The 25,972-nt window shown below is 68.6% G+C and carries 19 protein-coding genes and 1 pseudogene; 15 read left to right on the top strand and 5 right to left on the bottom strand.

What is annotated here, in order from left to right; all coding sequences use genetic code 11:
* Window positions 1-378 precede the first annotated feature (378 nt).
* From IO36_RS47285 to IO36_RS45625, 4 genes are all read left to right on the top strand, one after another.
* Window positions 379-690 (top strand): hypothetical protein, encoded by a 312-nt coding sequence (locus tag IO36_RS47285; RefSeq protein WP_158997806.1) that lies wholly within the window; start codon window positions 379-381, stop codon window positions 688-690.
* 329 nt (window positions 691-1,019) lie between these two features.
* Window positions 1,020-1,202, top strand: coding sequence for a hypothetical protein (locus tag IO36_RS47280; protein ID WP_158997804.1), 183 nt, complete (start codon window positions 1,020-1,022; stop codon window positions 1,200-1,202).
* 626 nt (window positions 1,203-1,828) lie between these two features.
* Window positions 1,829-2,452 carry a uracil-DNA glycosylase gene (locus IO36_RS42745; RefSeq protein ID WP_037628789.1) on the top strand — a complete coding sequence of 208 codons (624 nt, stop codon included), beginning with the start codon at window positions 1,829-1,831 and terminating at the stop codon, window positions 2,450-2,452.
* A gap of 216 nt (window positions 2,453-2,668) precedes the next feature.
* Window positions 2,669-2,884 carry a hypothetical protein gene (locus tag IO36_RS45625; RefSeq protein ID WP_245173679.1) on the top strand — a complete coding sequence of 72 codons (216 nt, stop codon included), beginning with the start codon at window positions 2,669-2,671 and terminating at the stop codon, window positions 2,882-2,884.
* Window positions 2,885-3,209: 325 nt separating this feature from the next.
* Here IO36_RS45625 and IO36_RS42740 read toward each other — a convergent pair whose 3' ends face one another.
* Window positions 3,210-4,103: a YihY/virulence factor BrkB family protein gene (locus IO36_RS42740; RefSeq protein WP_037628788.1), complete on the bottom strand. Its 894-nt coding sequence runs from the start codon at window positions 4,101-4,103 to the stop codon at window positions 3,210-3,212.
* Window positions 4,104-4,517: 414 nt separating this feature from the next.
* Between IO36_RS42740 and IO36_RS42735 the strand changes: the two genes are divergently transcribed.
* From IO36_RS42735 to IO36_RS42725, 3 genes are all read left to right on the top strand, one after another.
* On the top strand, window positions 4,518-6,176 hold the full coding sequence (locus IO36_RS42735; protein WP_037628787.1) for a penicillin-binding transpeptidase domain-containing protein: 1,659 nt from the start codon (window positions 4,518-4,520) through the stop codon (window positions 6,174-6,176).
* Between the two features lie 210 nt (window positions 6,177-6,386).
* The gene (locus tag IO36_RS42730; protein ID WP_037628785.1) at window positions 6,387-7,967 is read left to right on the top strand and encodes an AMP-binding protein; all 1,581 of its coding nucleotides are present in this window, start codon (window positions 6,387-6,389) and stop codon (window positions 7,965-7,967) included.
* Between the two features lie 71 nt (window positions 7,968-8,038).
* Window positions 8,039-9,253: an alpha/beta hydrolase gene (locus IO36_RS42725; protein ID WP_078943819.1), complete on the top strand. Its 1,215-nt coding sequence runs from the start codon at window positions 8,039-8,041 to the stop codon at window positions 9,251-9,253.
* 268 nt (window positions 9,254-9,521) lie between these two features.
* Here the strand turns inward: IO36_RS42725 and IO36_RS42720 are convergent, their stop codons facing one another.
* The 3 genes from IO36_RS42720 to IO36_RS42710 form a co-directional block, all read right to left on the bottom strand.
* Window positions 9,522-9,986 carry a hypothetical protein gene (locus IO36_RS42720; protein WP_037628782.1) on the bottom strand — a complete coding sequence of 155 codons (465 nt, stop codon included), beginning with the start codon at window positions 9,984-9,986 and terminating at the stop codon, window positions 9,522-9,524.
* A 206-nt stretch (window positions 9,987-10,192) separates the two neighbouring features.
* Window positions 10,193-11,416 carry an alpha/beta hydrolase gene (locus IO36_RS42715; protein ID WP_051901360.1) on the bottom strand — a complete coding sequence of 408 codons (1,224 nt, stop codon included), beginning with the start codon at window positions 11,414-11,416 and terminating at the stop codon, window positions 10,193-10,195.
* A gap of 223 nt (window positions 11,417-11,639) precedes the next feature.
* Window positions 11,640-12,698, bottom strand: coding sequence for a PucR family transcriptional regulator (locus tag IO36_RS42710; RefSeq protein ID WP_037628779.1), 1,059 nt, complete (start codon window positions 12,696-12,698; stop codon window positions 11,640-11,642).
* A 234-nt stretch (window positions 12,699-12,932) separates the two neighbouring features.
* On the opposite strand from IO36_RS42710, the gene IO36_RS42705 reads away from it, so the two are divergent.
* The 5 genes and pseudogenes from IO36_RS42705 (at window position 12,933) to IO36_RS42690 (ending at window position 20,965) form a co-directional block, all read left to right on the top strand.
* Window positions 12,933-13,334, top strand: coding sequence for a hypothetical protein (locus IO36_RS42705; RefSeq protein WP_037628776.1), 402 nt, complete (start codon window positions 12,933-12,935; stop codon window positions 13,332-13,334).
* A 112-nt stretch (window positions 13,335-13,446) separates the two neighbouring features.
* Window positions 13,447-15,255: pseudogene (locus IO36_RS42700) on the top strand (flotillin family protein).
* A gap of 73 nt (window positions 15,256-15,328) precedes the next feature.
* Window positions 15,329-20,242 (top strand): DNA repair ATPase, encoded by a 4,914-nt coding sequence (locus tag IO36_RS42695; protein WP_037628775.1) that lies wholly within the window; start codon window positions 15,329-15,331, stop codon window positions 20,240-20,242.
* Entirely contained in the window at window positions 20,242-20,367 is a 126-nt protein-coding gene (locus IO36_RS49105) for a hypothetical protein (RefSeq protein ID WP_280923784.1), read from the top strand. The genes IO36_RS42695 and IO36_RS49105 overlap by 1 nt, the downstream gene beginning before the upstream one ends.
* A gap of 133 nt (window positions 20,368-20,500) precedes the next feature.
* Window positions 20,501-20,965 (top strand): CBS domain-containing protein, encoded by a 465-nt coding sequence (locus IO36_RS42690; protein ID WP_037628773.1) that lies wholly within the window; start codon window positions 20,501-20,503, stop codon window positions 20,963-20,965.
* 11 nt (window positions 20,966-20,976) lie between these two features.
* Here IO36_RS42690 and IO36_RS42685 read toward each other — a convergent pair whose 3' ends face one another.
* Window positions 20,977-21,381: a MerR family transcriptional regulator gene (locus IO36_RS42685; RefSeq protein WP_209441357.1), complete on the bottom strand. Its 405-nt coding sequence runs from the start codon at window positions 21,379-21,381 to the stop codon at window positions 20,977-20,979.
* Window positions 21,382-21,758: 377 nt separating this feature from the next.
* On the opposite strand from IO36_RS42685, the gene IO36_RS42680 reads away from it, so the two are divergent.
* The 3 genes from IO36_RS42680 to IO36_RS42670 all read left to right on the top strand — a co-directional run bounded on the left by IO36_RS42680 (window position 21,759) and on the right by IO36_RS42670 (window position 25,926).
* Window positions 21,759-23,270 (top strand): SulP family inorganic anion transporter, encoded by a 1,512-nt coding sequence (locus tag IO36_RS42680; RefSeq protein WP_037628771.1) that lies wholly within the window; start codon window positions 21,759-21,761, stop codon window positions 23,268-23,270.
* 217 nt (window positions 23,271-23,487) lie between these two features.
* Complete coding sequence (locus IO36_RS42675; protein WP_037628770.1) at window positions 23,488-24,729, top strand: cation:proton antiporter; 1,242 nt, start codon at window positions 23,488-23,490, stop codon at window positions 24,727-24,729.
* A 66-nt stretch (window positions 24,730-24,795) separates the two neighbouring features.
* Window positions 24,796-25,926, top strand: a complete 1,131-nt coding sequence (locus IO36_RS42670; RefSeq protein ID WP_078943817.1) for an ArsB/NhaD family transporter — start codon at window positions 24,796-24,798, stop codon at window positions 25,924-25,926.
* Window positions 25,927-25,972: the final 46 nt, after the last annotated feature.

Genomic DNA, 25,972 nt, shown 5'->3' with positions numbered 1-25,972 from the left:
CATTGCGCAAGCCAGGTTCAGGGCGGCTGCGATGGGCAGCACCGTCCATGGCAGACCGCCCAGGGCAACCGCCGACGTCAGTGGCATCAAGCCAAAGGCAGGAAGTAACTGTTGTCCCTTCACGGGAGGTTAGTCGAACGACGCCGCCGGAACGTTAAAGGACACTTTCGGCTGAACCGGGGAACGGCAGTCCAGCTGCCTTGTCCTGCTCGCTGAGCACGGTCTGCCCGGTGAGCCGGACAGTGCTGGTCAGGCTGCCCCCGAACATGCTGAGGAACTGCTGTCCGGGCCTCAAGACCGGCGACGTCTTGCGCCCCTGCACCGTCAGCTGGAGGCGGCCCCGATAACCACTCCCGTCAGCTGTAAGAGAGCCGACACGTGAGCACACAAGCAGCCGTGGTCGAACGCCCGGACCTTTTCGAGGTCAGTGTGCTCGACGTCGATCTGGCCTGCCCCGAAGCGCATTCTGAAGAACGGGTCTTCAAGGGCGTGAGCGGACAGCGCCGCGCGGTGGCCGGCCCCGCCGTATGGACGATTTATGACGCCCGGTCTGGCCCGAACCAGCAGATCACCAGGTTCCCGGTGGTCTTTGAGGTGGTGAAGGTTCGCGAGAGCTGCGCACACGTGACACCGGGACGATGTGAGAAGCGGTTGGCTCTCTGCAGCGGCGCAGTAGCCTCAGTGCTGTGATGTCACCGTCGGCTTCAGACAGTAGCTGCCGGTTCTACTATGAGGCGCTCGCCAGCGATATCCGGCTCGGCGTGTATGGGCAGTGGCTGTACGAATCGGACGGGAGGCACTCGGTGAGTCCGTGGACGATCATGGCAGTGCTCGGAGCTGCTGCTCTGCCCCATCTCCTGCGCCCGTCGCTGCCCGTCCGGCGTCTTCGGCAGTGGGCTCTCACGCCGCTCGTGGCAGTCGTCGTCGCAGTTGGCCTACTGCTCACTCGCGGATGGGGGCCCATCGGGTTCGCGTTCCTTATGAGCTGGGGACTTGTTCTGGAAGAAGGACGCTTTCAGATGGTGGACGACTTCGAGCGGCGCAGGGAACTGGGCTTGCCGGCCCTGATGCGCAAGGGTGATCCCGCCACGCGAGGTCTGTTCGACCCGGTGTGGATCGTCCGATACCGCCACAGGATGCGCCGGCAGCCCCTCGGCGGCGCACACCCCTCCGTGAAGTGCAGGGCACAGTCGGGCTCGTGAGCTGCCAAATCTTGCCGCTCTGGCGGTCGACTTGCCGGCAGTTCATGCAGCCCGGACCGGAGCCGCTTCGCAGCGGCGCCCTCAAGCGCCGTCTTGGCCGCCTGCCCGGGCTTCGACGGCCGTGCGCGAGCGGACGGTCGGCGTTACGCGGACGGCGTGTGAAGGGCGGGTGGGGTGGAGGTGGGCTGATCCACGGCGACGACGCGGCGAGCGAGTCGGGCAAGGGGGTGCCCGCGAAGACGGTTCCTGGCCAGTCGTGCCAGGTGCCCACGGTGCCTGCGGCCATAGCGCCGTGGGTGCCAATCCGCTGCGCACAATATCGTTGTGCTGAGTAAATTTTGCATTATGCTAAATAATGCTGATGTGGGGGCGGATCCGGGAGCAGCCGAGCTGATCGATCATGCTTGCCTTGCCTGAAGAGGTGCCTCTCGTCCGGCGAAGCATCGGCGAAGGACGCGTCGACACGGTGGGCTCACATCGGCCCGGAGTGTTTCCCGCGACAGCGGCCCTTCAGGCGGTGGTGGCTGAGGGACTGAGGCGGGCCCGGGACCGACCGGTGCCGAACGTGTCCCTGGGGGATTCCAGCAGTGGTGCTGGTCTGTGTAGGAGGAACCGTGGCAAGACGGATGCGTGACGAGACATTCCGGGCTGAGCAGGAGCGGGAACGCTACGCCCCCCATGTCCGTCCGATCAACGAGATGGTCGACTCCTTGCGCGAGCCGGACGGGCGCGGCTGGATGCCGCATGTCGCGCCCTGGCACGGGGGAGTGGAGGCACGCGTCTTGTCTGTTCTGCGGGACCCGGGCCCAAAGACGATCGAAGGCACCGGCTCCGGATTCCTGTGCGTGGAAAACGATGATCCGACGGCGGAACTCCAGGCCCAGATCTTCGAGGCGGCCGGGATAACGCCGAGGGACCTCACTCCCTGGAATGCCTACCCCTGGTACATCAACCGCTCGCCGAAAGCGTCTGAACTCCAGGCGGGCGCAGAGGTTCTGAAGCAGTTGCTGGAGATGATGCCGAGCACGGAGGTCGTACTCCTCCAGGGCAACGAAGCCCAGGACGTGTGGCGCCGTCTACTCAGGGCGCAGCCTGACGTCGTCCGTGACCGGACCCTGGAGGTCGTGAGCACCTACCACCCCGGGAAGCAGGCCCTCTTCGTCCGCGACCCCGAGGAGCGCGCCCGCCGCACCCAGCACCGCATCGATGCCTACCAGCAGGTCGGTGACACGCTCAGGAAGAGCAGGTAGCTCTGGAACAGGAACCGCGTGCCTTCCCTGCGCCGGTGCGGCCGCGTACCCGGCAGCCGCGCTTGAGCGGACAGGGCTCCGAGGAACTGGGCAGGTCGGCGGTCGGAGTCCGGGAGACACGGGAGTGTGTGGCGCTTCGCCAGGATGTGGCATCGGCAGTCGGTCCCCGCGCCATGGCCGTGGCTGTATCGACGGGAAGATCAGGAGACTTGGACGTTGCTGACCCACAAGCAGGCTCTCGCCGCGGTGATTCAGGCCCTGGGCGGTTCCTGGGACACGCGGCGTGCCGTACTGGCTCTACGCGTCGCCGGCTACGAGCCGCCAAGTGAAGAGGCCGCCGGCAAAGAGGCCCGACGTCACCTTCGCGAGCTGGCCGACGATGGAATGATCGTGAGGCCGGATCCGGAGCGGGCCGTGTATCGACTGGCATGATCCACGTCGTGCAGAACGCGCTGGCGATCCCCGGAAGTCCAGCCTGCGCCGACGCTACCGGTCTGAGGGCGTCGAGATCGCGTTTTCGATGCGGACCGTGGTCGTGTATCAGCCCGGCCAGACGTCCTCGCTGGGGCGGGTGGGACTATATGGATTCTGTCCGTGTGCCGGCAACCGCAGCGGGCACGCCGATTTCCCGGAGGTACCGACGCTGGCTCACGCCCTGTCCTCGACGTCTCGGTCGGCTTCCCATAGCCCGCGCTGGTTGGGCAAGTCCTGAGATCCGGGCCGGACAACTGCTCACCGCAGGGAGCCGGAGGGCTGGTCAGGTCCAGCGAAGGGCTGCTAGTTCGGCGTTGAACTGGGCTCCGGCGAGGAGAGCGAGGTTGGACATCCACAGCCAGACGAGGAAAACGACGAGGCCCGCAAGGGATCCGTACAGGCGGTCGTAGGTGGCGGCGTAGGTGGTGTAGAGAGTGAAACCGGCCGAGGCCAGGAGCCACAGGACGACGGCGAGCAGGCCGCCTACGGCTCGCTGGCGCAGGCCGTAGGCGCTGGTCTGCCCGGAGCGGAACAGCACCAGGACCAGGACGGTGACCAGGCAGGCCAGCAGGGGCCATTTCAGGATGTTCCATGCAGTGACGCCGGCCCCGTCCACCTCTGCGACGCGGCCCGCGGTACGGGCCGCGTCGCCGGTGACGACCAGGGCGAGGGCACTGGAGACCAGCAGTGTCAGCAGGGCGAATGCGTTGATCACGGTCAGGGGGGCTTTCTTTCGCAGCGGGCGGTGGTCCCTGACGCCGCTCATGGCGTGCAGGGCACGGCGAAAGACGCTCAGGTAACTGGAGGCGGACCACAGGGCGGCCACGCTGCCGAAAGCAGCCAACAGTCGGGCCGAGGACTGCTGTTCGGCCATGCTCTCCAGCGCTCGCTGGATGACGGGGCGTGATCGGGCCGGTACGACGGCAGCCACTTGGGCGACCAGATGCTGGGTGCCCGGCGGGCCGGCGAGCCCGATCACCGAGAGCGTCACCAGCAAAGTGGGAAAGATGGTCAGCACCGCATAGTAGGTCAGCGCGGCGGCCCAGTCCGTCGCGTCCTCGTTCCAGAGTGCTGCGGGGGTTCTGCGCAGCGCGGCCCGCCAGGTGCGGCGCCGGTCGGAGCCTGCCGCAGGACGCGGGCGGCGTTGTGCGGATGCGGGAGGCTGGTCGATGGTCACGCGGGTGTCCCGTCGCTAAGCGCACATGACGGCGCCGGAGCAGATCGGCCTCATGTGCGCAGATGTGCAAGTGGATTGCTGTTCCTGGCAGGCAGGGCTGGCGTTGGGGTGCCTGGAGCCGGCATAAGCGGGGGTGGCCCGGGCTGTACCGGATGAGGCGAGATGGGAGGGTCGGATCCGGGTGCGCGGTGAAGCCGGTTTTCGGCCGATGTCATCACGTGTTCGGAAACAGCACATGAGCTGTCAGTCGCCGGGCCGGTCCGAGGTGCTGTCGTGCGGATCGCCGCCGGATTCGATCCGGCGCCGTGCAGGCGACATGGAGAGGTGAGCCGGTGAGCCCGGCGTCCTGACGTTCCGATAACGATCCATCCGTAAATTCTTGCACAATGCAAATAAGCCTTACGATCCACAGGTATGAAAAGACCTGTGAAGATCGGCATGGCTGGCGCGTGCACGGCCCTGGTTGCCCTCGGAGGGATCGGCGCGTACGGCATGGCGCAGACGCTGTCCTCCAGTGCGGTGGAGGAGGGCGACCCCAAGGCGGCGCGCGGGTTCGACCCGGATGCGGTATCGAGCGAGCCGCCATCCGGCGCCAGGGCCGCAGCGCTGGCCCGATCCTTTCTGGACAGCTGGTCCAAGCGCCATCTCGGCGAAGCCGCCCACGACACCGATGCGCCGGACGCGGCCGTATCGGCCCTGCAGGGATATGCCGATGGCCTGCACCTGAAGACGCTGGCCTTCACCCACGTTAGGTCGGCGGGCCCGTCCGCGGTGACGGCGAATGCCACCAAGGTCACGTTCAGGGTCACGGCCCGAGTGGCGGGAGGCACCTGGACCTACCCGAGCGCGGTGGCGGTGCGGCAGAGCACCAACGGCCGGCTGGCGGTGCACTGGAACAACTCGGTGCTCTACCCCGGCCTGGGCGACGGCCAGTCACTGACCGCAGGCAGGCTTCCTGTTGACGCAAACACCGCCAAGGTCGTTGCGAGCGACGGCAGGACGGACCTCGCCCAGTTCTCTTCCTTGCGCGACATAGCGGCGACGATCCGCAAGAACGCCACGCCGACCAGCGGCAGCGCCGGTACGGGCGTCGCCGTGGCGGACGCGAGCGGAGAGGCCGTCAAAGCACTACGGGTCTTCTCCAAAGGCAAGGACCCCGTCATCAAGACGACCATCGATGCGTCCCTCCAGGCCGTCGCAGAAGAAGCGGTGAAGGACTCCCACCTCCAGGACAAGGCTGCCGGGACCGTGGCACTCGACTGGAGGAACGGCCACATCCTCGCACTCGCCCATACCGGAACGCACGGCGACATCGCCATCAACGGCATCAAGTCACCAGGTTCCACCATGAAGATCATCACATCGGCGGCCCTGTTCGACCAGATAGGCATGACACCGGACAGCCCCGCCCCCTGCACAAACTCGCTGACAGCCAACAGCCAGGTGTTCCACAACGACTCGGGCGTCACGGCCAACCCGGCCGCTACCATCGCCCAGTCGTTCACCGTGTCGTGCAACACCGGCTTCATCAAGGACGGCTTCCACTACCTCGTGCACGACGGGGATGCCTCCGCCCTGCACGACGAGGCCGTCAACGTCTTCGGCATGGGCAGCTGGTCCATCGGCGGAGGCGTCGCCACCACCGACCCGAGCATCCCGTCGGACGCCCAGGGCGGCAACCAGGCAGCCCAGTTCATCGGCCAGGGCGAGGTCACGGCCACCCCGCTGTTCATGGCGTCCGTGGCGGCCACCGTCCGTGGCGTCGGCTTCAAGCAGCCTGTCATCCTGCCAGGTCAGCACCAGGAGACCGCCCCCCGGGCCATCTCGGCCCGCACGGCCGGCTATCTGCAGTCGATGATGCGCACAGTGGCCACCAGCGGTACCGCCGCGCCGAGGCTGGCAGGCCTGGCAGGCGTCGGAGCCAAGACCGGCACCGCGGAGGAAGGCGACCACACCAACGGCTGGCTGACCGCCTACAACTCCAAAATCGCCGTCGCCGCTCTGGTCGAAGGCGGCAGCACCGGCGTGGACTCCGCCGGGTACGTCGTTCGCCATCTGCTCATCGGAACCTGACCCGCCAGCCCGTGACACCTTCCAGAACACCGTCCTCGGACGCCTCCTCAGCGAAGCCTCAGGGTTCCACCAAGTCGCAAGACGGCCATGGCAGCGATGCTCGAGCGGTCCGGGTCGTCCGATCCGGTTCGAGCAAGGGCGGAGCCCGGTCGCGCAACGTGCCCGCGGTTCGGGAGACGCTCAACGCAGACACGGAGACACGGAGAATCGATGATCTACGAGAGCAGGTACCCGGACGTCGCCGCCGTCGACCGCCCCGTCCATGAGTGGGTGCTCGGCGAAGCCGCCCGCCGCGGAACACGGCCGGCCATGGTGGACGTGGCCAGCGGACGGACCCTCACCTACGGCGAGCTCGCCGAATCGGTGCGCAGGCTTGCGGCGGGCCTGGCCGCCGAAGGCATCGGCAAAGGCGACGTGGTCGCGCTGCACATGCCCAACACGATCCTCTTCCCCGTGGTCTTCTACGCCACCACCACGACGGGCGGAACGGCGACCACACTGTCGCCGCTCGCCCGGCCGGCCGAGGTGGCCAAGCAACTGACCGACTCCGGGGCCCGGTTGATGGTCAGCGTGTCGGCGCTGGTCGAAACCGCCCGGGCAGCCGTAGCGCTGGTGCGACGGCAGACCGGCCGGGACATCGAGATCCTGGTCTGTGACGCGGCCGACGGCCACAGGCCGGTGCTGGACCTGCTCGCCGACGGTGACCTGCCGGATCCCGCCATCGATCCGAACGTGGACGTGGCCGTGCTGCCGTACTCAAGCGGCACCACCGGCGCGCCCAAGGGCGTCATGCTGACTCACCGCAACCTGTGCACCAACCTTCGGCAGATGAACGGCGTGCACCGGATCCACGAGGGCGACCGCGTCATCGCGATCCTGCCGTTCTTCCACATCTTCGGGCTGACCGCGCTGGTCAACAACGCGCTGCAGCGCGGCGCGACCGTGTATGTGCATGCACGCTTCGACCTCGACGCGTTCTTGACCGGTCTGGAACGCGACCGGATCACGCACGCGTACGTCGCTCCGCCAGTGATGCTGGCACTGGCCAAGCACCCCGCGGTCGACGGCCTGGACCTGTCGCAGTTGCGACGTGTCATCTGTGCGGCGGCGCCGCTCGACGCCGCAGTGCAGTCGGCGGTGGCCGACCGGCTGGGCGTTGAGGTCGGACAGGCGTACGGCATGACCGAGCTTTCCCCCGCCACGCACCTGCACGCCGACGACGACCGCGGCGAACCCGTCGGGTGCGTGGGCCGACTGCTCCCGTCGACGCGGGCACGGCTGGTCGACCCTGACACGGGGCAGGATGCGGCGGCGGGGGAATCGGGCGAGGTGTGGATCCACGGACCGCAGGTGATGAAGGGCTACTTCGGACGCCCGGAGGACACCGACGCGATGGTCGACGAGGACGGCTGGCTGCACACAGGTGACATCGCACGCGTGGATGCGGACGGCAACTGGTTCATCGTCGATCGGGTCAAGGAGCTCATCAAGTACAAGGGCTACCAAGTGGCGCCGGCCGAACTCGAAGCCATCCTGGTGCAGCACCCCGGCGTCGCCGACGCAGCTGTGATCGGTGTCGCCGACGAGGAGGGCAACGAGGTGCCCAAGGCGTTCGTGGTGCCGGCCTCGGGTGTACCGATATCCGCTGCCGAGGTGATGGGCCATGTCGAGGGTCAGGTCGCTCCGTACAAGAGGGTTCGTCGGGTCGAGTTCATCGAGGCGGTGCCGAAGGCGGCCTCCGGCAAGATCCTTCGGCGTGAGCTGCGTGACCGTGAGTCGGTGCGCTCCTGAGCGGTGGTCACGGTCCCGGCTCGACGACCCTTCAACTCCCTTGCAGAAAAGCGCCGTTGTACAGTCATGGAGTGGGCAGCACGGTTTACCGGTTCGGTCAGTACACGTTGGACGCGGATCGCCGTCGGCTCAGCCGTGACGGGCAGCGGGTTGAGGTCGACTCCCGTGCCCTGGAATTGCTGTGTCATCTCGTCGAGTGCCGTGACCGTGTCGTGCCCGAAGAAGAACTGCTCGACAAGATCGGGCACGGGCACGGGTACGAGAGCGGCAAGGATGCGTTGGCCGACTGGCTGCGCACCGCGCGACTCGCGATCGGCGACGGCGAGCGCCACCAGTGGCTCATCCATACCGTGCAGCCGCGGGGCTACCGGTTCGTGGCCAGGGTTGCCGCAGATTCCGGCACGCGGGCAGTCGCTTCTGGAGACACGTCGACGGCGGATGCGGACCACGAGGTGATCCGCTTCTGCCGTTCGGCGGACGGCACCCGCATCGCCTACGCGCTCACCGGCAAGGGCCGCCCCCTGGTGAAGACAGCCAACTGGCTGACCCGCCTCGACCTGGACCGGAGCATGCCGATGTGGGCGCACTGGTTCGACGGGCTCACCCGGGGGCGGCAGCTCGTCCGCTACGACGAACGGGGCTGTGGTCTCTCCGAGTGGACGTTGCGAAGCTTCACTCTCGACGATCTGGTCGCCGACCTCGACTGCGTGGCCGACGCCGTCGGCCTCGACCGCTTTCCGCTGCTTGGCGTGTCACAGGGCGCAGCGGTGGCAGTCGCCTATGCCGCACGCTATCCGGAGCGGGTCAGTCGGCTGGTCCTCGTCTCCGCGTTCTCCCGGGGGCAGATGGCCCGTGCCGGCAGCGACACCGAACGCGCCGCCGCCGAGGTCGACCTCAAGGTCGCCCGTGCCGGGTGGCGTTCTCAGGACAGCAGCTTCCTTCGCTACTTCGCCTCCCAGTTCCTTGCCGACGCCACTCCCGCGGAGTGGGATGCGTTCGCCGCCTACCAGCGTCAGACGACTTCGCCGGACAACGGCCTGCGCTTTTTGGAGGAGTTCGGCCGCATCGACGTCTCGGGCACCGCCCACCGGGTCATCTGTCCCACGTTGATCGTCCACGCCCGCGACGACGCGCGGGTGCCTGTTGCTCAGGCGCTGGAGCTGGCAACGCTCATCCCTGACAGCCGGCTGATCCTCCTGGAGGGCCGCAACCACCTGTTTGCCGCCGACGATCCTGCCTGGCCGACGTTTCTCTCCCATCTCGAAGTGTTCCTCGCCGAGGAGTGAGCCGGGCCGGATCGGGCCTGGCGTCATCACCGTCCCGCCGGGCGGCTCCCAGGCGGTCGGGTTCTTCGGAGGAGCGCTGTGCCGTGGTAGCCGTGCCCGGCCGGACCGGTAGTCAGGTCCGGCCGGGCACGGCAGTACGGGGATCAGCCAGGCGGCCCGCTCGTCACGGGCGTCGGCTGTCGTGACCCGTCCGCCAGCACGGTGTTGCCCGGACGGATCTCGACGCTTGAACTGCGGTCCGAACGCCGGGCGGGATGCGCCAGGCGTGTCAGCCGATGACGATGTCGCAGTCGGCCCTGCCGTGGTCGGCGATGTCGGTGAAGTCAGCCTGGATGTCGGGGTCGTAGGCCGCGGAGCTGATGGTCCGGGTCTTCTTGCCCGGCGCGGCCTTCTTCCCGGTCGCGTGGGTGACCTCGGCGGCGTCCCAGGTCAGGTCGCAGGTCCAGTGGAAGGTGCGGACGAGAAGGTTCGAGTTGTGGCCGGTACCCGTGATCGACCAGTTGCCGTCCGCGTTCACCACGAACGTGACGATTCCGCTGACGTCCCGGCTGCTGTCACTGGTCGCGAAGGTGATCGTCTGGCCGTCGGAGGAGACCTCCTTGGTGGTGTCGTTGGCCTGTGCGGGAACGGTTCCCAGCAGCAGGGAGCCCAGTGCGGCCCCCGAGGCGATCAGCAGCGCCAGCCCCCGTCGACTCCGGGCCTGCCCGGATGTCCTGGTGTTGTCGAGTCGCATGGTCTGTCCTTTTCTCCGGCGATCTCTCGCGTTGCGGGTTCTTCCTGGATGCCGGGCCGGAACACGGTGTCGGTCGAGTGCCTCTCGACCCGGTGTGCTTCGAGCATCGGGTCTTTGCCCGCAGGGGACTTGGGGGAGGTCTGAGGCTTCCCTGAGGGGAAGCCGAGGGGGTTCTCAGGCCTCGCGTGCAAGCTCTGGTGTCCGGGTCACTCGGCCAGGAAGGCGTCGACATGGGCGAGGAACTCGTCCCAGGCGGGCTCGAACGCGGTGAGAAGGTGACTGCGGCTCTTGAGCAGGACGAGTCTGCTGTCGGGGATGAGCGCGGCCAGCTCACCGGCCTGTGTCGCCGGTACCCGTTCGTCGTCGCGCGAGTGGATGATCAGTGTCGGACAGGCCACCTGGTGAGCGATCGTGGAGACATCGATCTGGGCGAACTCCTCGAGGAAACGGACCCCGTTGGCCGGGGAGGTCGTCTGCCGCTGGAAGGCGGTGAACTCCGCCCAGTCCTTGGGTGTGCCCTCGGGAAGGAACTGGGAGGCGAAGACCTGCAGGAACCGGGGGTCCTGGTGGAGCCATCCCACGCGGGCCAGGTCCAGGTCGAGGGCTGCCTCCTCGCGCTCGGTCTCGCTGCGGGCCCGGACCTGCCGTCCCCTGGCGTAGGCCCCGGCGAGGACGAGCCGGCTGACCCGTTCTGGGTGTCGCACGGCATAGGCCACCGCCACCGCGCCGCCCTGCGAGACCCCGAGCAGCGGGAAGCGGTCGAGTCCTGCTGCCTCGACGACGGTGTGGAGATCGTCCACCCAGTCGTCGAACGTGAAACTCGGTACGGTCCAGTCCGAGAGGCCGCAGCCGCGTTCGTCGTAGCGGACCAGCCGTCGGTTGTGTGCCAGGCCGCCCAGCCAGTGGGACCACACAGGGGAAGTCCACTCCAGGTCCAGGTGCGACATCCAGTTGGCCGCCTTGAGCAGGGGTGGGCCCGAGCCCACGCTGGCATAGGCGATGCGGGTGCCGTCGGCGGCCCGACAGAACCGGATCGTCTGGCTGCCGGGGCCGTTCATGTCGGCCGGTGCCGCCTCGGCGTCGGCCTGCCGGCCGATGCCGGTGGACGAGTCGCCCATAACGACCGTCGCCACGAACCGGTAGCCCCGCCGGTGGACGGTGCGGATCAGGTCTTGGCGGCTGCCGGTGTCACCCACAGCAAGCCGTGCGGTCCGCAACGCCGTGGTGAGTGCGGCCTCGCTGACGAAGCGGTCCCCCCACACCTCGTCGAGGAGTTCGTTCTTCGGCACCACCCGGTCCCGGTGCTCGACCAGGTGGCACAGCAGATCCAGGGCACGTGGTTCGACATGGACCGGCTCACCGCCCCGCCGCAGCAAATGCCCGGCCACATCAAGCTCGTAGCCCCCGAAGTGATACTTGTCCCCCTTCACCTTTGCATCGTACAAGCCTCACGCTGTGGCGTACATGTGAACGAATCGTGGGCGTGGCGAGATCCGGCCCGGGCGGCTCACGACGTGCCCTGCACGGCTGTCGTGCCGGTCGCGCGGACAATTTTTCCCGTCGTCGCAAAGCCGGACGAGCAGGGTGATGCGCCGATGACGGCTGGGGTGAAGCCACCGTTACCCGAAAACGCAGGATCCGGCGCATAGCCGCTCACAGGGCGGTGGCGGGCCAGTCCAGCAACCGTGCGCCGATCACCGCGGTCTGGAGCATGTAACGGTGGGCGGGGTCGGCCGGGTTGACACCGGTGAGCTTGTGAATGCGCTCCAGGCGGTACGTCAGTGCACGCACGCTCAGAGTCAGGCGGCGGGCGGCCTCGGCGGCGACGCAGCCGCACTCGAAGTACGCGGTCAGGGTGTCCAGAAGCACCTGGGCGCCGCCGCGGGCTGCGGTGAGCGGGCCGAGAGCATCAAGGACGAGATCGGCCATGGCCTGGCGGTCACGGGTCAGGACCGGGTAGACGAGGAGGTCGGCGGCACGGAGCACGGGATCGTCGAGCCCCAGGCGCTCCGCCAGACCGAGGGCATTCAGCGCTTCCTCGTAGGAGTGGACGACGCCACCGGGACCCGGCTGAGGCCGGCCGATCGCAACCTGGACGCCGTCGGTCGCCGCATAGGCCTGTTTGGCGAAGTAGACGAGAATCTCCTCCTGGTGGCCGGGCGCGACGCACAACAGCCGCCCGTCCTTGGTGGTGATGAGGATGTCGCGGTCGCCGAAGCGGCCGATGAGCGCACGTTCCACCCGCCGCGGCTCGGAACCGGCTTCGTCGTAGGACGAGGGGCCCTGGGCGACGGCAACCGCGTGCGCACGCGACAGACGCAGGCCGAAGCGTTCGGCACGCTCCGCAAGACGCCCCAGATCGCTGCGGCCGTACAGAAGATCCTCGATGAATTCGCGGCGCGCTGACTCCTCCTGGCGCACGGCGTGGCGCTGGGCCCGTTCGTAGCCCTCGGCGAAGGCATCTATGACCTGCTCCACAACCGCGAGCGCGGCGTCGGAGGAGCCGAGGCCGTGGGGCCACACGGAGCGCGCGGCGCTCAGGTGCGCGCGGACGAGGGCCCGCAGTGCGTGACCGGCGTCCGCCGCCTGCTCTCCCAGAGCCCGCCGCGTCTCGATCTCCTCACGGGTGAGGCGGCGGCCGCTGGCCGAGACCGCGGCCAGGATCTCGGCATACCCGTGCAGATAGTCAGCGGGAATGTCCCGGCCGGTCACGTCGTCTCCCCAACTTTGACGCGCCGATGACGGGTTCTTAGCGGCTCACCGGCATCCAGACCTTAGTGAACACTGCCGGGAATCGGCAATGCGTGTGCATGCTCCGGCCATGCACCATGGCGTGAGGGGAGCACTGCGAAGGTTCTGGTGCCGGGCACCGGCAGATGGTGCCCGGCCCGGAACCCGGAGGGGAGCAGCGCGCCGGGGTGTCGCGTGCGGGAGGAGGGCGGGGGAATGGGAGCTTCGGTTGAGGCCGCCACCGGCCTGCCCGGAATCGTCCTCACCGCCGCTCTTGCCGTGGCCGTGTGCTTCTGGCTGCTGGTCGCCATCGGCGCCGCGACCGTGGACACCTTCGACGCGGACGCCGACCTCGACGCCTGGAACATGGGCGGGGTGCCGGTGACCGTCGCGCTGTCACTGCTCACGGCGCTCGCCTGGATCCTCCACGTCGCTCTGACTGCCCTGCTCGCCCTTGTGGACACCTCGGGGGCCACCGTCGTCGTCGGGCATCTGCTGGCGCCCTGCGGTGCGCTGCTCGTTGCCTGGCGGCTGACCTGTCGGTTCGTACGCCCTCTGCGCCGCCTCTTCCCCGACGACCCGGTGCCGTCGCAACCCGCCGGATGTGCCGACGGCTGATGTACCCGGTGACACGCGCGGGACACGGGGCCGGCCCTCCGGGCCATACCCCGACGGGACCGTTCCGCCGCCTACTTCGCTTCGACTCTCATACGCCTCAAGGATCTATGACATGGCTGCCATCGGCGTGCTCGCCGCCGCTTTGCTGTTCGTTGCCCTCCTTCTGCTGATCGTCTTCTCCCGGCTCTTCCGCAAGGTGGAACAGGGCAAGGCGCTGATCGTCTCCCAGACACGGAAGGTCGACGTGACCTTCACCGGCCAGATCGTGCTGCCCGTGCTGCACAAGGCCGAGGTCATGGACATCTCGGTGAAGACCATCGAGATCACGCGCACCGGACGCGAGGGACTCATCTGCCGCGACAACATCCGTGCCGACATCCGCATCTCGTTCTTCGTCCGGGTCAACAAGACGGTCGAGGACGTCATCAAGGTCGCCCAGGCCGTCGGCACCGCACGGGCCAGCGACCGGGACACCCTTCAGGACCAGATAATCGAGTTGATCGGCGTCGACCTCAATGGCTACCACCTGGAGGACGCGGCGATCGACTAGATCACCCGGCAGGACGTCGACGCCCGCGAGGCGATCCTGGAACTGGAGCGCCGTCAGGCCGACGCCGAGATCAAGCAGCGGCGGGAGATCGACACCGTCCGCGCACGTGAAGAGGCCGAGACGGCTCGGGTGGTGGAGGAGGAGCGGCTGCGCGCGCAGGGCGCTTTCCTGCGCACCGAGGAGCAGTTGGGCATCCAGCGGGAGAACCAGGCGCGCGAGGTCGCCGTCGCGGCGAAGAACCGCGAGCGGGTGATCGCCATCGAGAACGAGCGCATCGAGAAGGACCGCCTCCTCGAAGTCATCGGACGTGAGCGGGAGACGCAGCTGACGAAGATCGCCGCGGAGAAGGAGGTCGAGGCAGAGCGGCGGGACATCGCCGAGGTCATCCGTGAGCGAGTCGCTGTGGACCGGACGGTCGCCGAGCAGGAGGAGTCCATCAAGAAACTGCGCGCGGTCGAGGCGGCGGAACGTGACCGCCAGGCCGTGATCATCGCCGCGGAGGCCGAGGCGCAGGAGAAACTGGTCAAGGACATCAAGGCCGCGGAAGCCGCCGAACAGGCCGCAACACACCGCGCCGCCGAACAGATCACCCTCGCGGAAGCACAGCTGAAGTCGGCCGACTTGGAGGCCAGGGCCAAACTGCGGCTGGCCGAGGGGGTGCAGGCCGAGGCGGCAGCCGAAGGTCTCGCCGCAGTCCAGGTCCGCGACAAGGAAGCCGAGGTCATCGAGAAGGCGGGCCGTGCCGAAGCCGTGGCCACGGAGGCCCGGCTGCGCGCGGAGGCCGAGGGCGCGCAGGCCAAGGCGCGCGCGGAAGCGATGGCGATCGGTGAGAAGCTGAAGGCAGAAGCGGCAGGCCTCACGGAGAAGGCCGCGGCGATGGCCGCTCTCGACGACGCCTCGCGGGGGCACGAGGAGTACCGCCTGCGCCTGCAGGCCGAGAAGGAGATCCGGCTCGCCGGGCTGGACGCCCAGCGTCAGGTTGCCGAGGCCCAGGCCACCGTGCTCGCCACCGGGCTGGAGAGCGCCGACATCAACATCGTCGGCGGTGAGTCGGTCTTTTTCGACCGGCTGATGTCCTCCATCTCGCTCGGCAAGTCGGTCGACGGCTTCGTCGAGCACTCGCAGACCGCGCAGGCACTAGCCAAGCCGTGGCTGGAGGGCACGTCCAGTTTCACCGAGGACCTGAGCCGCGTCCTTGGATCGGTCTCGACGGCCGACGTGCAGAACCTGACCGTCTCCGCGCTGCTGATGAAACTCATGAAGTCCAACGGCGCGCTCACCGGCCCCGTGCAACAACTGCTCGACCAGGCAGGGGAACTCGGTCTCGCCGACACCCCGCTTGCCGCGCTCAACGGCACCGCACGGGTCTGACGGCCCGACTGCCGGAGCTGCCGCACAGGGGACGGCAGCTCCGGCCCGCATCTTCTGAAAGGAAGCAAGCAGCATGGCAACCGGCCTCCAGACGGGGACGCTCCGGACCGCGACGCACGACGCCGTCGACACCGGCACGTACGAGGTCCTGCGCGACCGGCTCGCCGCACAGGCCGCCGAACTCGCCCGCCGCGCCCACGCGCTCAACGTCCGCCGCACCGAGGAGTTCGGCTCCGTACAACTGGAACTCGCCGGCACCGAGCGGCTGCGCACCGAACAGCCGTGCAAGCCCCGCGACATCGTGGCAGTCGGGGACCGCCTGCTCCTCGGCCTCGTTCCGCCCCTCGGCATCACACCGGAAACGGCGGTGCGTGACGTGTTCGCACTGTACGACCGCGGCCTGAACCGGCTCCCCGAGGATGCCGTGCCGGGTCTGCTGGATGATCCCGCGTTCGTACGGGAGTTTGGGGCCCTGTACCGCTACTACCGCCAGGCCCGCCTCCTCCAGCTTCGCCAGGTGGACGGCAAGCTGCTGGCCGTGTTCCGGACCGGAGAGAAGGCCGATGACATCCGCGTACTGCGCTGGGCGCTGACCGCGGACGGGCAGGTGTCTTTCCTGGACGCCCGCGGTGACCGGGACCACGTCTTCCCACCCTCCCACGATTTCTCCTGGGCCCTCACGACGCGCGCGGACCACGTCCCCGGCCGCCACCCGTGTGTCTCGGTGCAGGCAGAAGCCTTCGTCTCGATTGTCGGCGGCGCGCTCACTGTCAGCGTCCAAGACGGCACCGAGGCAGGGAGAGAAATCTACGCCGAGGCCATCGACGAGCCGCTGCAGTCTCTCGCCGACACCGAGGTAGCCCATGCTCGCGTGGGCGCCCTCATCCTGTTGCGGATCCGCCCCTACAAGGAGGAAACCCACAGGTATCTGGTGTTCAACACCCTCACCGGATCCGTCGTCCGCCTCGACGGCATCGGCCAGGCATGCCGCCGGCTGCCCGAGGACCAGGGCATCGTGTTCCCCGCGGGCTACTGCATGGCCACAGGCGCCCACAAGACCTACGACACCGACGCGGTCGGCCTGGAGTTCGAGCGCGAGATGCGCGCGCCGAACGGCGAAGACGTGCTGTACGTGTTCCACTCGCGCGCCCAGGGCCGCAGCCTGCTGCTGCCGTACAACATGATCCGCAAGGAGGCCGCCACCCCGCTGTCGTGCCACGGCCAGGCGCTCTTCGAGGACGGCACCCTCATGGTGCTGCGCGCCGACGGCGACGAGCCGGCACGCGTCCACCCCCTTCAACTGTGGCGCTCCCCGTACGTGTCCGACACCTACGCCGCCACCGCCCCCACCGGCGCCGGGCCGCTGGCCCGGATCGGCAACGCCGACCTCGTCCGCGGCATCTCCGACTGCCTGTCCCTCACGCGCGCCGTCGCCGAGACCACACCGACCACCGCGGTCTACGCGGCACTGTCCGCCGCCTGCGTCCGCATCGCGGACAGCAACCACTGGCTCGGCGACGAAGAACTGGGTGACCTCCGCACACCGCTGGAAGCCATACGCGGCACCGCCGGGCACGTACTGACCGAGTTCGAGACCGTGCTGACCTTGACCCGCCAGGCCGCGGACGCGCTCGACGAGGCGGCGGACCGCATCGCCGCAGTGGTGCGCCGACTGCGCGGCGAAACCCCGCGCGACGCCACCGCCTGGACAAAGGGCCTGACCGAACTGCGACACGCCCAGGGGCACTTGCTGACCCTCAAGGAGCTGCGTCACTGCGATGTCGCCCGCGTCGACGAGATCGCCGCAAACGCCGCAGCGGATCTTGCAGCCTTCGGGCAGCGCGCCGCGGTCTTCCTGGCCCGTGACGACGCCTTCGCGGGCCACCACACGGATATCGAACAGCTCGTCACCGATGCGGACTCGATCGCCACCGTCGCCGAGGCCGCTCCCCTCACAGCGCGCCTCGACCGCCTCGCCGAGGAACTGCGCACCGTGACCGAGGTCGTCGCCGGGATCGACGCCGTCGACGCCACCGTCCGCACAGCCGTGCTGGAGCGGGCGGCCGAGGCGCTCGGTGGCCTCAACCGCGCCCGCGCCACCCTCGACAACCGTCGCCGCGCCCTCCTGAGCCACGAGGGGCGAGCGGAGTTCGCCGCCGAATCCGCCCTGCTGGGCCAGTCACTGACCGCCGCGCTCGCCGTGGCCGACAGCCCTGAGGCGTGCGACGAGCAACTCACCGGCATCCTGGCGCGCCTGGAGGACCTGGAGTCCCGCTTCGCCGAGTTCGACGGCCTCCTGGTCCAACTGGCGGACAAGCGCGCCGAGATCCACGAGGTCTTCTCAGCGCGCCGGCAGACGCTCGCCGACACACGTTCCCGCCGGACCGAGCAACTGGCCGCATCCGCCGCCCGCGTTCTCGAGACCGTCGTCCGGCGCGCGGCGACGTTCACACAACCCGACGACGTCTCCGCGTTCTTCGCCTCCGACCCCCTGGTCGCCAAGGTCCGCCGTGCCGCGGAGGAACTGCGCGATCTCGGCGACACGCTCCGCGCGCAGGAGGTGGACGGCCGTCTCACGGCCTGCCGACAGGAGGCCGCCCGTGCCCTGCGCGACCGCACCGACCTCTACACCGACGACGGCCGCACCATCCGCCTCGGCAGCCACCGCTTCGCCGTCAACACCCAGCCCCTCGACCTCACCCTGGTGCCGCACGCGGACGGGCTGGCCTTCGCGCTCACCGGCACCGACTACCGCCGCCCCGTGACGGACCCGGACTTCACCGCGACACGCCCCTACTGGGACCGCCACCTTCCCTCCGAGTCCCCCGAGGTCTACCGCGCCGAACACCTCGCCGCCCGCCTCCTGTGGGAACACGGCCCCGACCATCTTATGCAGGCGGACCTTCCCGCCCTGGTGCGCAAAGCCGCGCAGGAGGCGCACGACGAGGGCTATGAGCGAGGCATCCACGACCACGACACGACCGCGATCCTCACCACCCTGCTTCCGCTGTACGAGCAGGCCGGCCCGCTGCGTCACGAACCCGCGTGCCGCGCTGCCGCCCAGCTGTTTTGGGCCCACGGCACCACCGCCGAGGCCCGCGCCGCCTGGACCCGGCGCGCACTTGGCCTGGCCCGGGCGCGAAACACCTTCGGACCGGCCTGCGCCATCGCCGAACTGGAAGGCGAGCTGGCAGCGGCGCTTCGCACGTGGTCCCCGCGGGACCACAGCACCGCATCCGGCGCCGGCGCCTACCTGTTCGAGGAACTGACCTGCGGCCCTGACGGGTTTGTACTCAGTGCGACCGCCCGCACCCTGCTCGACAAATTCCGCCGCGCGGTGGGTGCCGCGGCCTACGACGAGGACCTGCCGGCACTTGACGACCTGGCCGCACGCCGCCAGCTGGTCGAGGCATGGCTGTCCTCGTACGTGTCCTCCACCGGCGCGGACGCAGGACCGGGTGAGCTCGCCGAGGCGGTGGCCGCGGAACTGTCCCCCTCCCTCATCCGCTACGAGTCGAACGCCGCACCGGCGGTCACGGTCGAGGGACTGCTCGGCGTCCACCCTCGCGTCGTCGGGCGTCGCCTGCCCGTGCGCATCGACGAGTTCCTCGCCCGCACCAGCAGGTTCCGGGAGCAGGAAGCCCCCGCCTTCCGCGCCTACCAGCGGCGGCGCACCGCCCTGGTGGCCGCCGAGCGCTCCCGTCTGCGTGTGGCCGACCACCGGCCCCGCGCCATGGCCTCGTTCGTCCGAGGACGCCTCATCGACGAGGTGTACCTCCCGCTCATCGGCGACAGCCTCGCCAAACAACTGGGCACCGCAGGCGAGACGAAGCGCACCGACACGGGTGGCCTACTGCTGCTCGTCTCCCCTCCGGGCTACGGCAAGACGACTCTCGTGCAATACGTCGCCGACCGCCTCGGCCTCCTGCTGGTCAAGGTCAGCGGTCCCGCCCTCGGGCGCACGGTCACCTCGCTCGACCCTGCCGAGGCCCCGAACGCCACGGCCCGCAGAGAGGTGGAGAAGATCAACTTTGCGCTGGCGGCGGGCGCCAACACCCTCCTCTACCTCGACGACATCCAGCACACCTCTGCGGAGCTGCTGCAGAAGTTCATCCCGCTGTGCGACAACACACGCCGCATGGAGGGCGTCTGGGACGGTGAACCGCGCACCTACGACCTGCGCGGCAAACGCTTCGCGGTCTGCATGGCAGGCAACCCCTACACCGAGTCCGGCAGCGGCTTCCACCTGCCCGACATGCTCGCCAACCGTGCCGATGTATGGAACCTCGGCGACGTCCTGACGGGCAAGGACGACGTCTTCGCCCTCAGCTTCGTCGAGAACGCGCTCACCGCCAACCCCGTCCTCGCGCCACTGGCCGGCCGCGACCGCGCCGACCTCGACCTGCTGATCCGCCTCGCCGCCCACGACCCGTCCGCACACTCCGATCAACTCACCGAGCGCTACGCGCCCGCGGAGCTGGAACAGATCCTCGCCGTCCTTCGTCACCTGCTCACCGCGCGCGAGACGGTTCTCGCGGTCAACACCGCCTACATCGCCTCCGCCGCACAGCCCGACGGAGCCCGCAGCGAACCGCCCTTCCGGCTCCAGGGCTCCTACCGCAACATGAACAAGATCGTTCAGCGTATTCAGCCGGTCATGAACGAAGCGGAACTCGCCGCCGTCATCGACGACCACTACACCGCCGAGGCCCAGACCCTTGCCACCGGAGCCGAGGAGAACCTGCTCAGACTGGCCGAGCTGCGAGGCACACTCACCGGCGAAGAGGCGAGCCGGTGGGCCGAGGTGAAGGCCGCGTTCGTCCGGGCACAGGACCTCGGCGGCCCTGACAGCGACCCCCTCCCGCGTGCGGTCGCTGCCCTGGGCCTGCTGGCCGACCGTGTCGCCGCCGTCGAGTCTGCCATCGTCCGTGCCGCCGATCCCCGACACGTGCCGGCCTGCCGGGCGGCCGTACGACAGGAGCCGTGATGACGTCTTTCCTCGTACCGCTCGGCGCAGCTCTCGTGATCGTCGCGGTTAGCACGCTGGTTCTCGTGCGCCGGGACCGGCGCATGACGGCGTACCGGCGAGGGTTGCCGCACGAGCACGAATGAGGACAGCAGACCGCTGGTCGTGGCTGCATGCCCCTGGGGCGCCGGCTGTATCGTGCTGGCAGGGGCGGGCGTCGTGCCGTGCCGAAGATGCGCGAGGCCGCGGATGCGGCGAGGAGCGAGACGGGAGCCGGGCGTGCGTGCGCGTGACTTGGCGGAGAAGTACGAGACAGTCGGCCTCGACAGCGACGCGCTGGACGCCGCACGGCTGATGGCCGCACACCGCCTGCCCGCACTGCTGGTGGTGGACGATGAGGGTGCGCCGCAGGCGGTCCTCCCTGCCTCTCAGATGGTCAAAATCCTGGTACCTGGCTATGTGATCGAGGATCCGGCTCTGGCCGCGGTGATCGACGAGCGTCACGCCGACCGGTTGTGCGCCGCGTTGGCGGGCCGCGCGGTGCGTGACTGCCTGTCGAAGACCACGCCGCCGCCGGTCGTGGCCGCCCCGGACGAGACCGCGCTCGAGGTCGCAGCCCACATGGCCCAGGCACGCAGCCCGCTGGTGGCCGTGGTGGACAAGGACAAGGCGGGGACCCGGCTCCTGGGCGTCATCACCGCCTCCCATCTGCTGGAGCGCCTGCTCGCCGCCAGTTCCCTTTGACGCGGCGCGTGTCAGGAACTGCCGGCGTCCGGCAGGCGTGCGCGCAGGGTCGCGGCGAAGTCCTCCGCGCGGGACAGTTGGACCCGCAGCTTCTCGACCTGCTCCGTGGCAGCTCGTTCGTAGGCGCGTACCTGATCCAGCAAGGTCTCGCGCTCCGCGCAGTCGAGGCCGGCATCGGCATCGAGGCGGTCCGTGACGCCGAGAAGATCACGCATCTGCTCCAGGGTGAAACCGAGAGGCTTCATGCGGCGGATGACCATGAGCCGTGCCACGTCGGACTCGGTGTAGAGGCGAAATCCGCCCTGGGAGCGAGCCGAGGGGACGACCAGGCCGCTCTCCTCGTAGTGCCGGATGGTGCGCAGAGACAGCTCGGTCCGTGCGGCCACCTCGCCGATCTGCATGTGCCTGCCGCTCACGCCCCTGGCCCTCCAGCCTCGCTCATCCGCGTCGGAGCCGACCGGGGCGGCCGTCACCGATCTCTACCCTAACGTTAGGGTAGAGTCGCCGAGGCGGCGTGCCCGCTGTCCTGCCATGTCAGGGCGACGCGGCCGCTGGTGAAGATCCGAAATTTCCAGGAGAGAAGCGTGCACGAGCCCATGACGCACGGCCGCTGCTCGCCCTGATGTCTGGCTGCCGCCCGCGCCCTGGCGTCGCTGCGCGGCTGCTTTCGATCGTTCGTAGTTTCCCGGCTCCGCTCAGGGGCCGTCCGCGGGTGCCGACCCGGCCTACCCGCATTCTTCTGCACCTCTTGGCCCGGCGCCTGGAGGTGCCCGTACGACAGGTTCCCGATCTCGTGTCCTCCGCCGTTCCCGCTGTTGCTCCGGCCGCTCGGCTGCGTGGCCTGAAGCCCGACTGGCTGTCCGATCCGAACGTCTGGCGCACCGAGGTCCTGGCCGGACTCGTCGTTGCCCTGGCACTGATCCCCGAGGCGATCTCCTTCTCCGTCATCGCCGGTGTCGATCCGGCGATCGGCCTGTTCGCCTCCTTCACCATGGCTGTGACGATTTCCCTCGTCGGTGGCCGCCGGGCCATGATCTCCGCTGCGACCGGCGCGGTGGCCCTGGTCATCGGCCCCCTCAACCGAGAACACGGCTTCGGTTATCTGGTCGCGGCCGTCATCCTGGCCGGTGTCCTCCAGATCGCGCTCGGCGCGCTCGGCGTCGCGAAACTGATGCGGTTCGTGCCCCGCAGCGTGATGGTCGGCTTCGTCAACGCCCTCGCCGTCCTGATCTTCATGGCACAGATCCCCGAGATGGACGACGTCCCGTGGCCGGTCTACCCACTGGTCCTCGGAGGCCTCACGCTGATGGTGCTCTCCCCGAAGATCACCAAGATGATTCCGGCCCCGCTGGTCTCCATCCTCGTCCTCACCGTGATGACGGTCGCAGCGGGAATCGCAGTCCCGACGGTCGGCGACAAGGGTGACCTGCCCTCCTCGCTTCCCGTACCCGGCCTGCCCGACGTCCCGTTCACGATGGACACCCTCACGACCATCGCCCCCTACGCGTTCGCCATGGCGCTGGTAGGCCTGATGGAGTCGCTGATGCCGGCCAAACTGGTCGACGACATCACCGACACCCACTCCTCGAAGACCCGGGAGTCCATCGGCCAGGGCATCGCCAACATCGTCACCGGCTTCTTCGGCGGCATGGGAGGCTGTGCCATGATCGGCCAGACCATGATCAACGTGAAGGTGTCCGGCGCGCGCACCCGCCTGTCCACGTTCCTGGCAGGGGTCTTCCTGATGCTGCTGTGCATCGTCTTCGGCCCGGTCGTCTCCGACATCCCGATGGCCGCACTGGTCGCGGTCATGGTGATGGTGTCCTTCACGACCTTCGACTGGCACTCCATCGCCCCCAAGACCCTCCAGCGGATGCCGGCCGGCGAGATCACCGTCATGGTGGTCACCGTCGCGTTCGTAGTCGCCACCGGCAACCTCGCGATCGGAGTCGTCGTCGGCTCCGTCACCGCCATGGTCATCTTCGCCAAGCGTGTTGCCCACCTCGCCGACGTCACGGCCGTCACCGACCCCGGCGGAGCCACGGTCGTCTACTCCGTGACCGGTGAACTCTTCTTCGCCTCCTCCAACGACCTCGTAGGCCGGTTCGACTACGCGGGCGACCCCGAGAGGGTCGTCATCGACCTGACCGCGGCCCACATCTGGGACGCCTCCTCGGTCGCGGTTCTCGACGCCATCGAGACCAAGTACGAGCAGCGCGGCAAGACCGTCGAGATCATCGGCCTCAACGACCCGAGTGCCGACCTCCACGGCAGGCTCAGCGGTGAACTCGCGGCCAGTCACTGACCTTCGCCTCATGCGGGGGGAGGGAGGGCCCTTGGCCGGTGGGTTCCGTGCTGTCGCGTACCGCTCCTTGCCGGAAACCGGCAAGGGCCCGCCGTCCGCAGTGCACGCCAACAACCTGTTAAGGACGAGTCAAGAACCGGTATGGTTTCCCACGGTGTGCCGGGAAGCCTGGTCGGCGAGCAGGGGATGACTCTCTCTTTCGATCGGGGTGTTGAGCATGGTGCTGGTAGCGGTGTTCGGTGTCGCGCTGCTGGTAGCGGCGCTGTTGTCAGGTCTCGCGGCGCGGACCGTGCTGTCGACCTCCTTCCTCTTTCTTGTCGGCGGCGCTCTCGTCAGCGACGGTTTCCTCGGTCTGATCCACATCACGCCGGACAGCGACATGGTCTCTGTGACGGCGGATCTCGCGCTCTTCGCGGTCCTGCTCACGGACGGCATGCACGTCTCGCTGCCCGCCCTGCGCGCCAACTGGCGCAATCCCGCGCGGGCTCTGGGCATGGGGATGCCCCTGGCCTTCGTCTTCATGGCTCTGGCCACCCACTTCCTGGTGGGCCTGGACTGGACGACGTCCTTCCTCGTCGGCGCCGTCCTGGCACCGACCGACCCGGTGTTCGCCTCGGCGATCGTCGGCCGGGCGGAAGTCCCGGCCAAGCTGCGGCAGTTGCTCAATGTCGAGAGCGGCATCAACGACGGGCTCGCCCTCCCGGTGGTTCTCGTCCTGATCGCGGCTGCCGGTCCGGCGGCCGCCGGACCGGAGACGTCACTTGCGACGATCGGTCTGGAGCTGCTGCTCGGCCTGGCCTTCGGAGTCCTGCTGCCCTTGCTGGTGAGCCGGCTGCTGGGCTTCCGGCTGCTGGGTGCCGAGCCGAAGCTGCAGCCGCTGCTGCCGCTGGCGACCGGAATCATCCTCTACGCGGCCTGCCACCTCACGCACGCCAACCCCTATCTGGCGGCGTTCTCGGCCGGGGCCGCTCTCGCACATGTCTCACCCGAAGCCAAGACGTCCTTCGAGCCGCTCGGCGAAGCGCTTGCGGAACTGGCGAAGTTCGCGGCACTGCTGGTCTTCGGCGCCCTGCTGACCCCGCGACTGTTCGGGGACCTGTCATGGGGCGGCTACGCCGCCGTGCTTCTGGCGATCTTCCTCATCCGTCCGGCCTCGCTGCTGCTCTCGCTGCTGGGCACCCGGATCTCCCGCAAGGAGAGGCTGGTCGCCGCATGGTTCGGCCCGAAGGGCTTCGCCTCCGTGGTGTACGGGCTGCTGGTACTGCAGTCCGGCATCCCGCAGGCTGAAGAGGCGTTCACGCTCATCGCGGTGTGCATCGCTCTCTCGATCATCGCGCACAGCTCCACCGACGTACCGATCGCCCGGGCCTTCGACGTCGACGAGCTGGCAGGCATCCCCGACAGGGACGACCCGGGAAGCAGGACCCTGCAGCCCCTCGGAGGAACCGGAGCACCGTGAACGACTGGCACAGCTGGGCGGCGATCGCCCGACGACGTCTCGGCGTTCTACTCCGAGGACTCCGGCATCGACTGGAACGTCATCTTCCTGCTCATGGGCATGATGATGATCGTCGGCGTGCTGAAGAGAACCGGCATGTTCGAATACCTGGCCATCTGGTCCGTGAAACGGGCGAAAGCCAGACCCTTCCGGGTGATGGCCATGCTCGTGGTCATCACGGCGGCCGCTTCCGCGCTTCTCGACAACGTCACCACCGTCCTGCTCATCGCCCCGGTGACGCTGCTGGTCTGCGAGCGCCTGGCCCTGCCGGCCGCGCCCTTCCTCATCGCGGAGGTGTTCGCCTCCAACATCGGCGGCACCGCGACCCTGGTCGGCGACCCGCCCAACATCATCATCGCCAGCCGGGCCGGCCTGACCTTCAACGACTTCCTGGTCCATCTCGCCCCGCTGGCCGTGCTGCTGGTCTTCGTCCTCGTGGCACTGTGCCGGGTGTTGTTCCGCAGATTCTTCGTCTACGACGAGGACCGCGCCGCCGAGATCATGGCCCTGGAGGAACGGGAAGCCATCAAGGACCCCCGGCTGCTGGTCCAGGGCCTGATCGTCCTCGCCCTGGTCGTGGCCGGTTTCGTCCTGCACCCGGTGCTCCACTACGAACCCAGCATCGTCGCCCTGCTCGGGGCAGGACTGCTCGTCGCCGTCTCCACAGTCGAGACCAGTGAGGTCCTGTCCGAAGTCGAATGGCCCACCCTCGCCTTCTTCGCCGGTCTGTTCATCATGATCGGCGGGCTGATCGACACGGGAGTGATCGACGAGGTCTCCAGGGCACTGGCCGATGCCATCGGAACCAACGAACTCGGCGGCTCCCTGACCCTGCTGGGCGCCTCGGCGGTGCTCTCCGGTGTCGTCGACAACATCCCCTACGTCGCCACCATGGCGCCCATCACCAGCGACCTGGTCCACACCATGGGCGGAGGCAGCGACCACGTCATGTGGTGGGCCCTCGCCCTCGGCGCCGACCTGGGCGGCAACGCCACGGCCATCGGCGCGTCGGCGAACGTCGTGGTTCTTGGTATCGCCGAACGCAACCGCCAGCCCATCACCTTCTGGCAGTTCACCAAGTACGGACTGATCGTCACCGCCGTGACCGTGGCGATCTCCCTGGGGTATGTGTGGCTGCGCTACTTCGCCTTCGCCTGACACGGGGCTCCCCGTGCAGCCGTGGTGTCGCAGGGCGGGCCCGTTA

The sequence above is a fragment of the Streptomyces aureus genome (genome assembly GCF_000725495.1).
Taxonomy (GTDB): domain Bacteria; phylum Actinomycetota; class Actinomycetes; order Streptomycetales; family Streptomycetaceae; genus Streptomyces; species Streptomyces aureus_B.
Note: the sequence above shows the minus strand (reverse complement) of the source record. Positions and strands in the feature narration are given on the sequence as shown.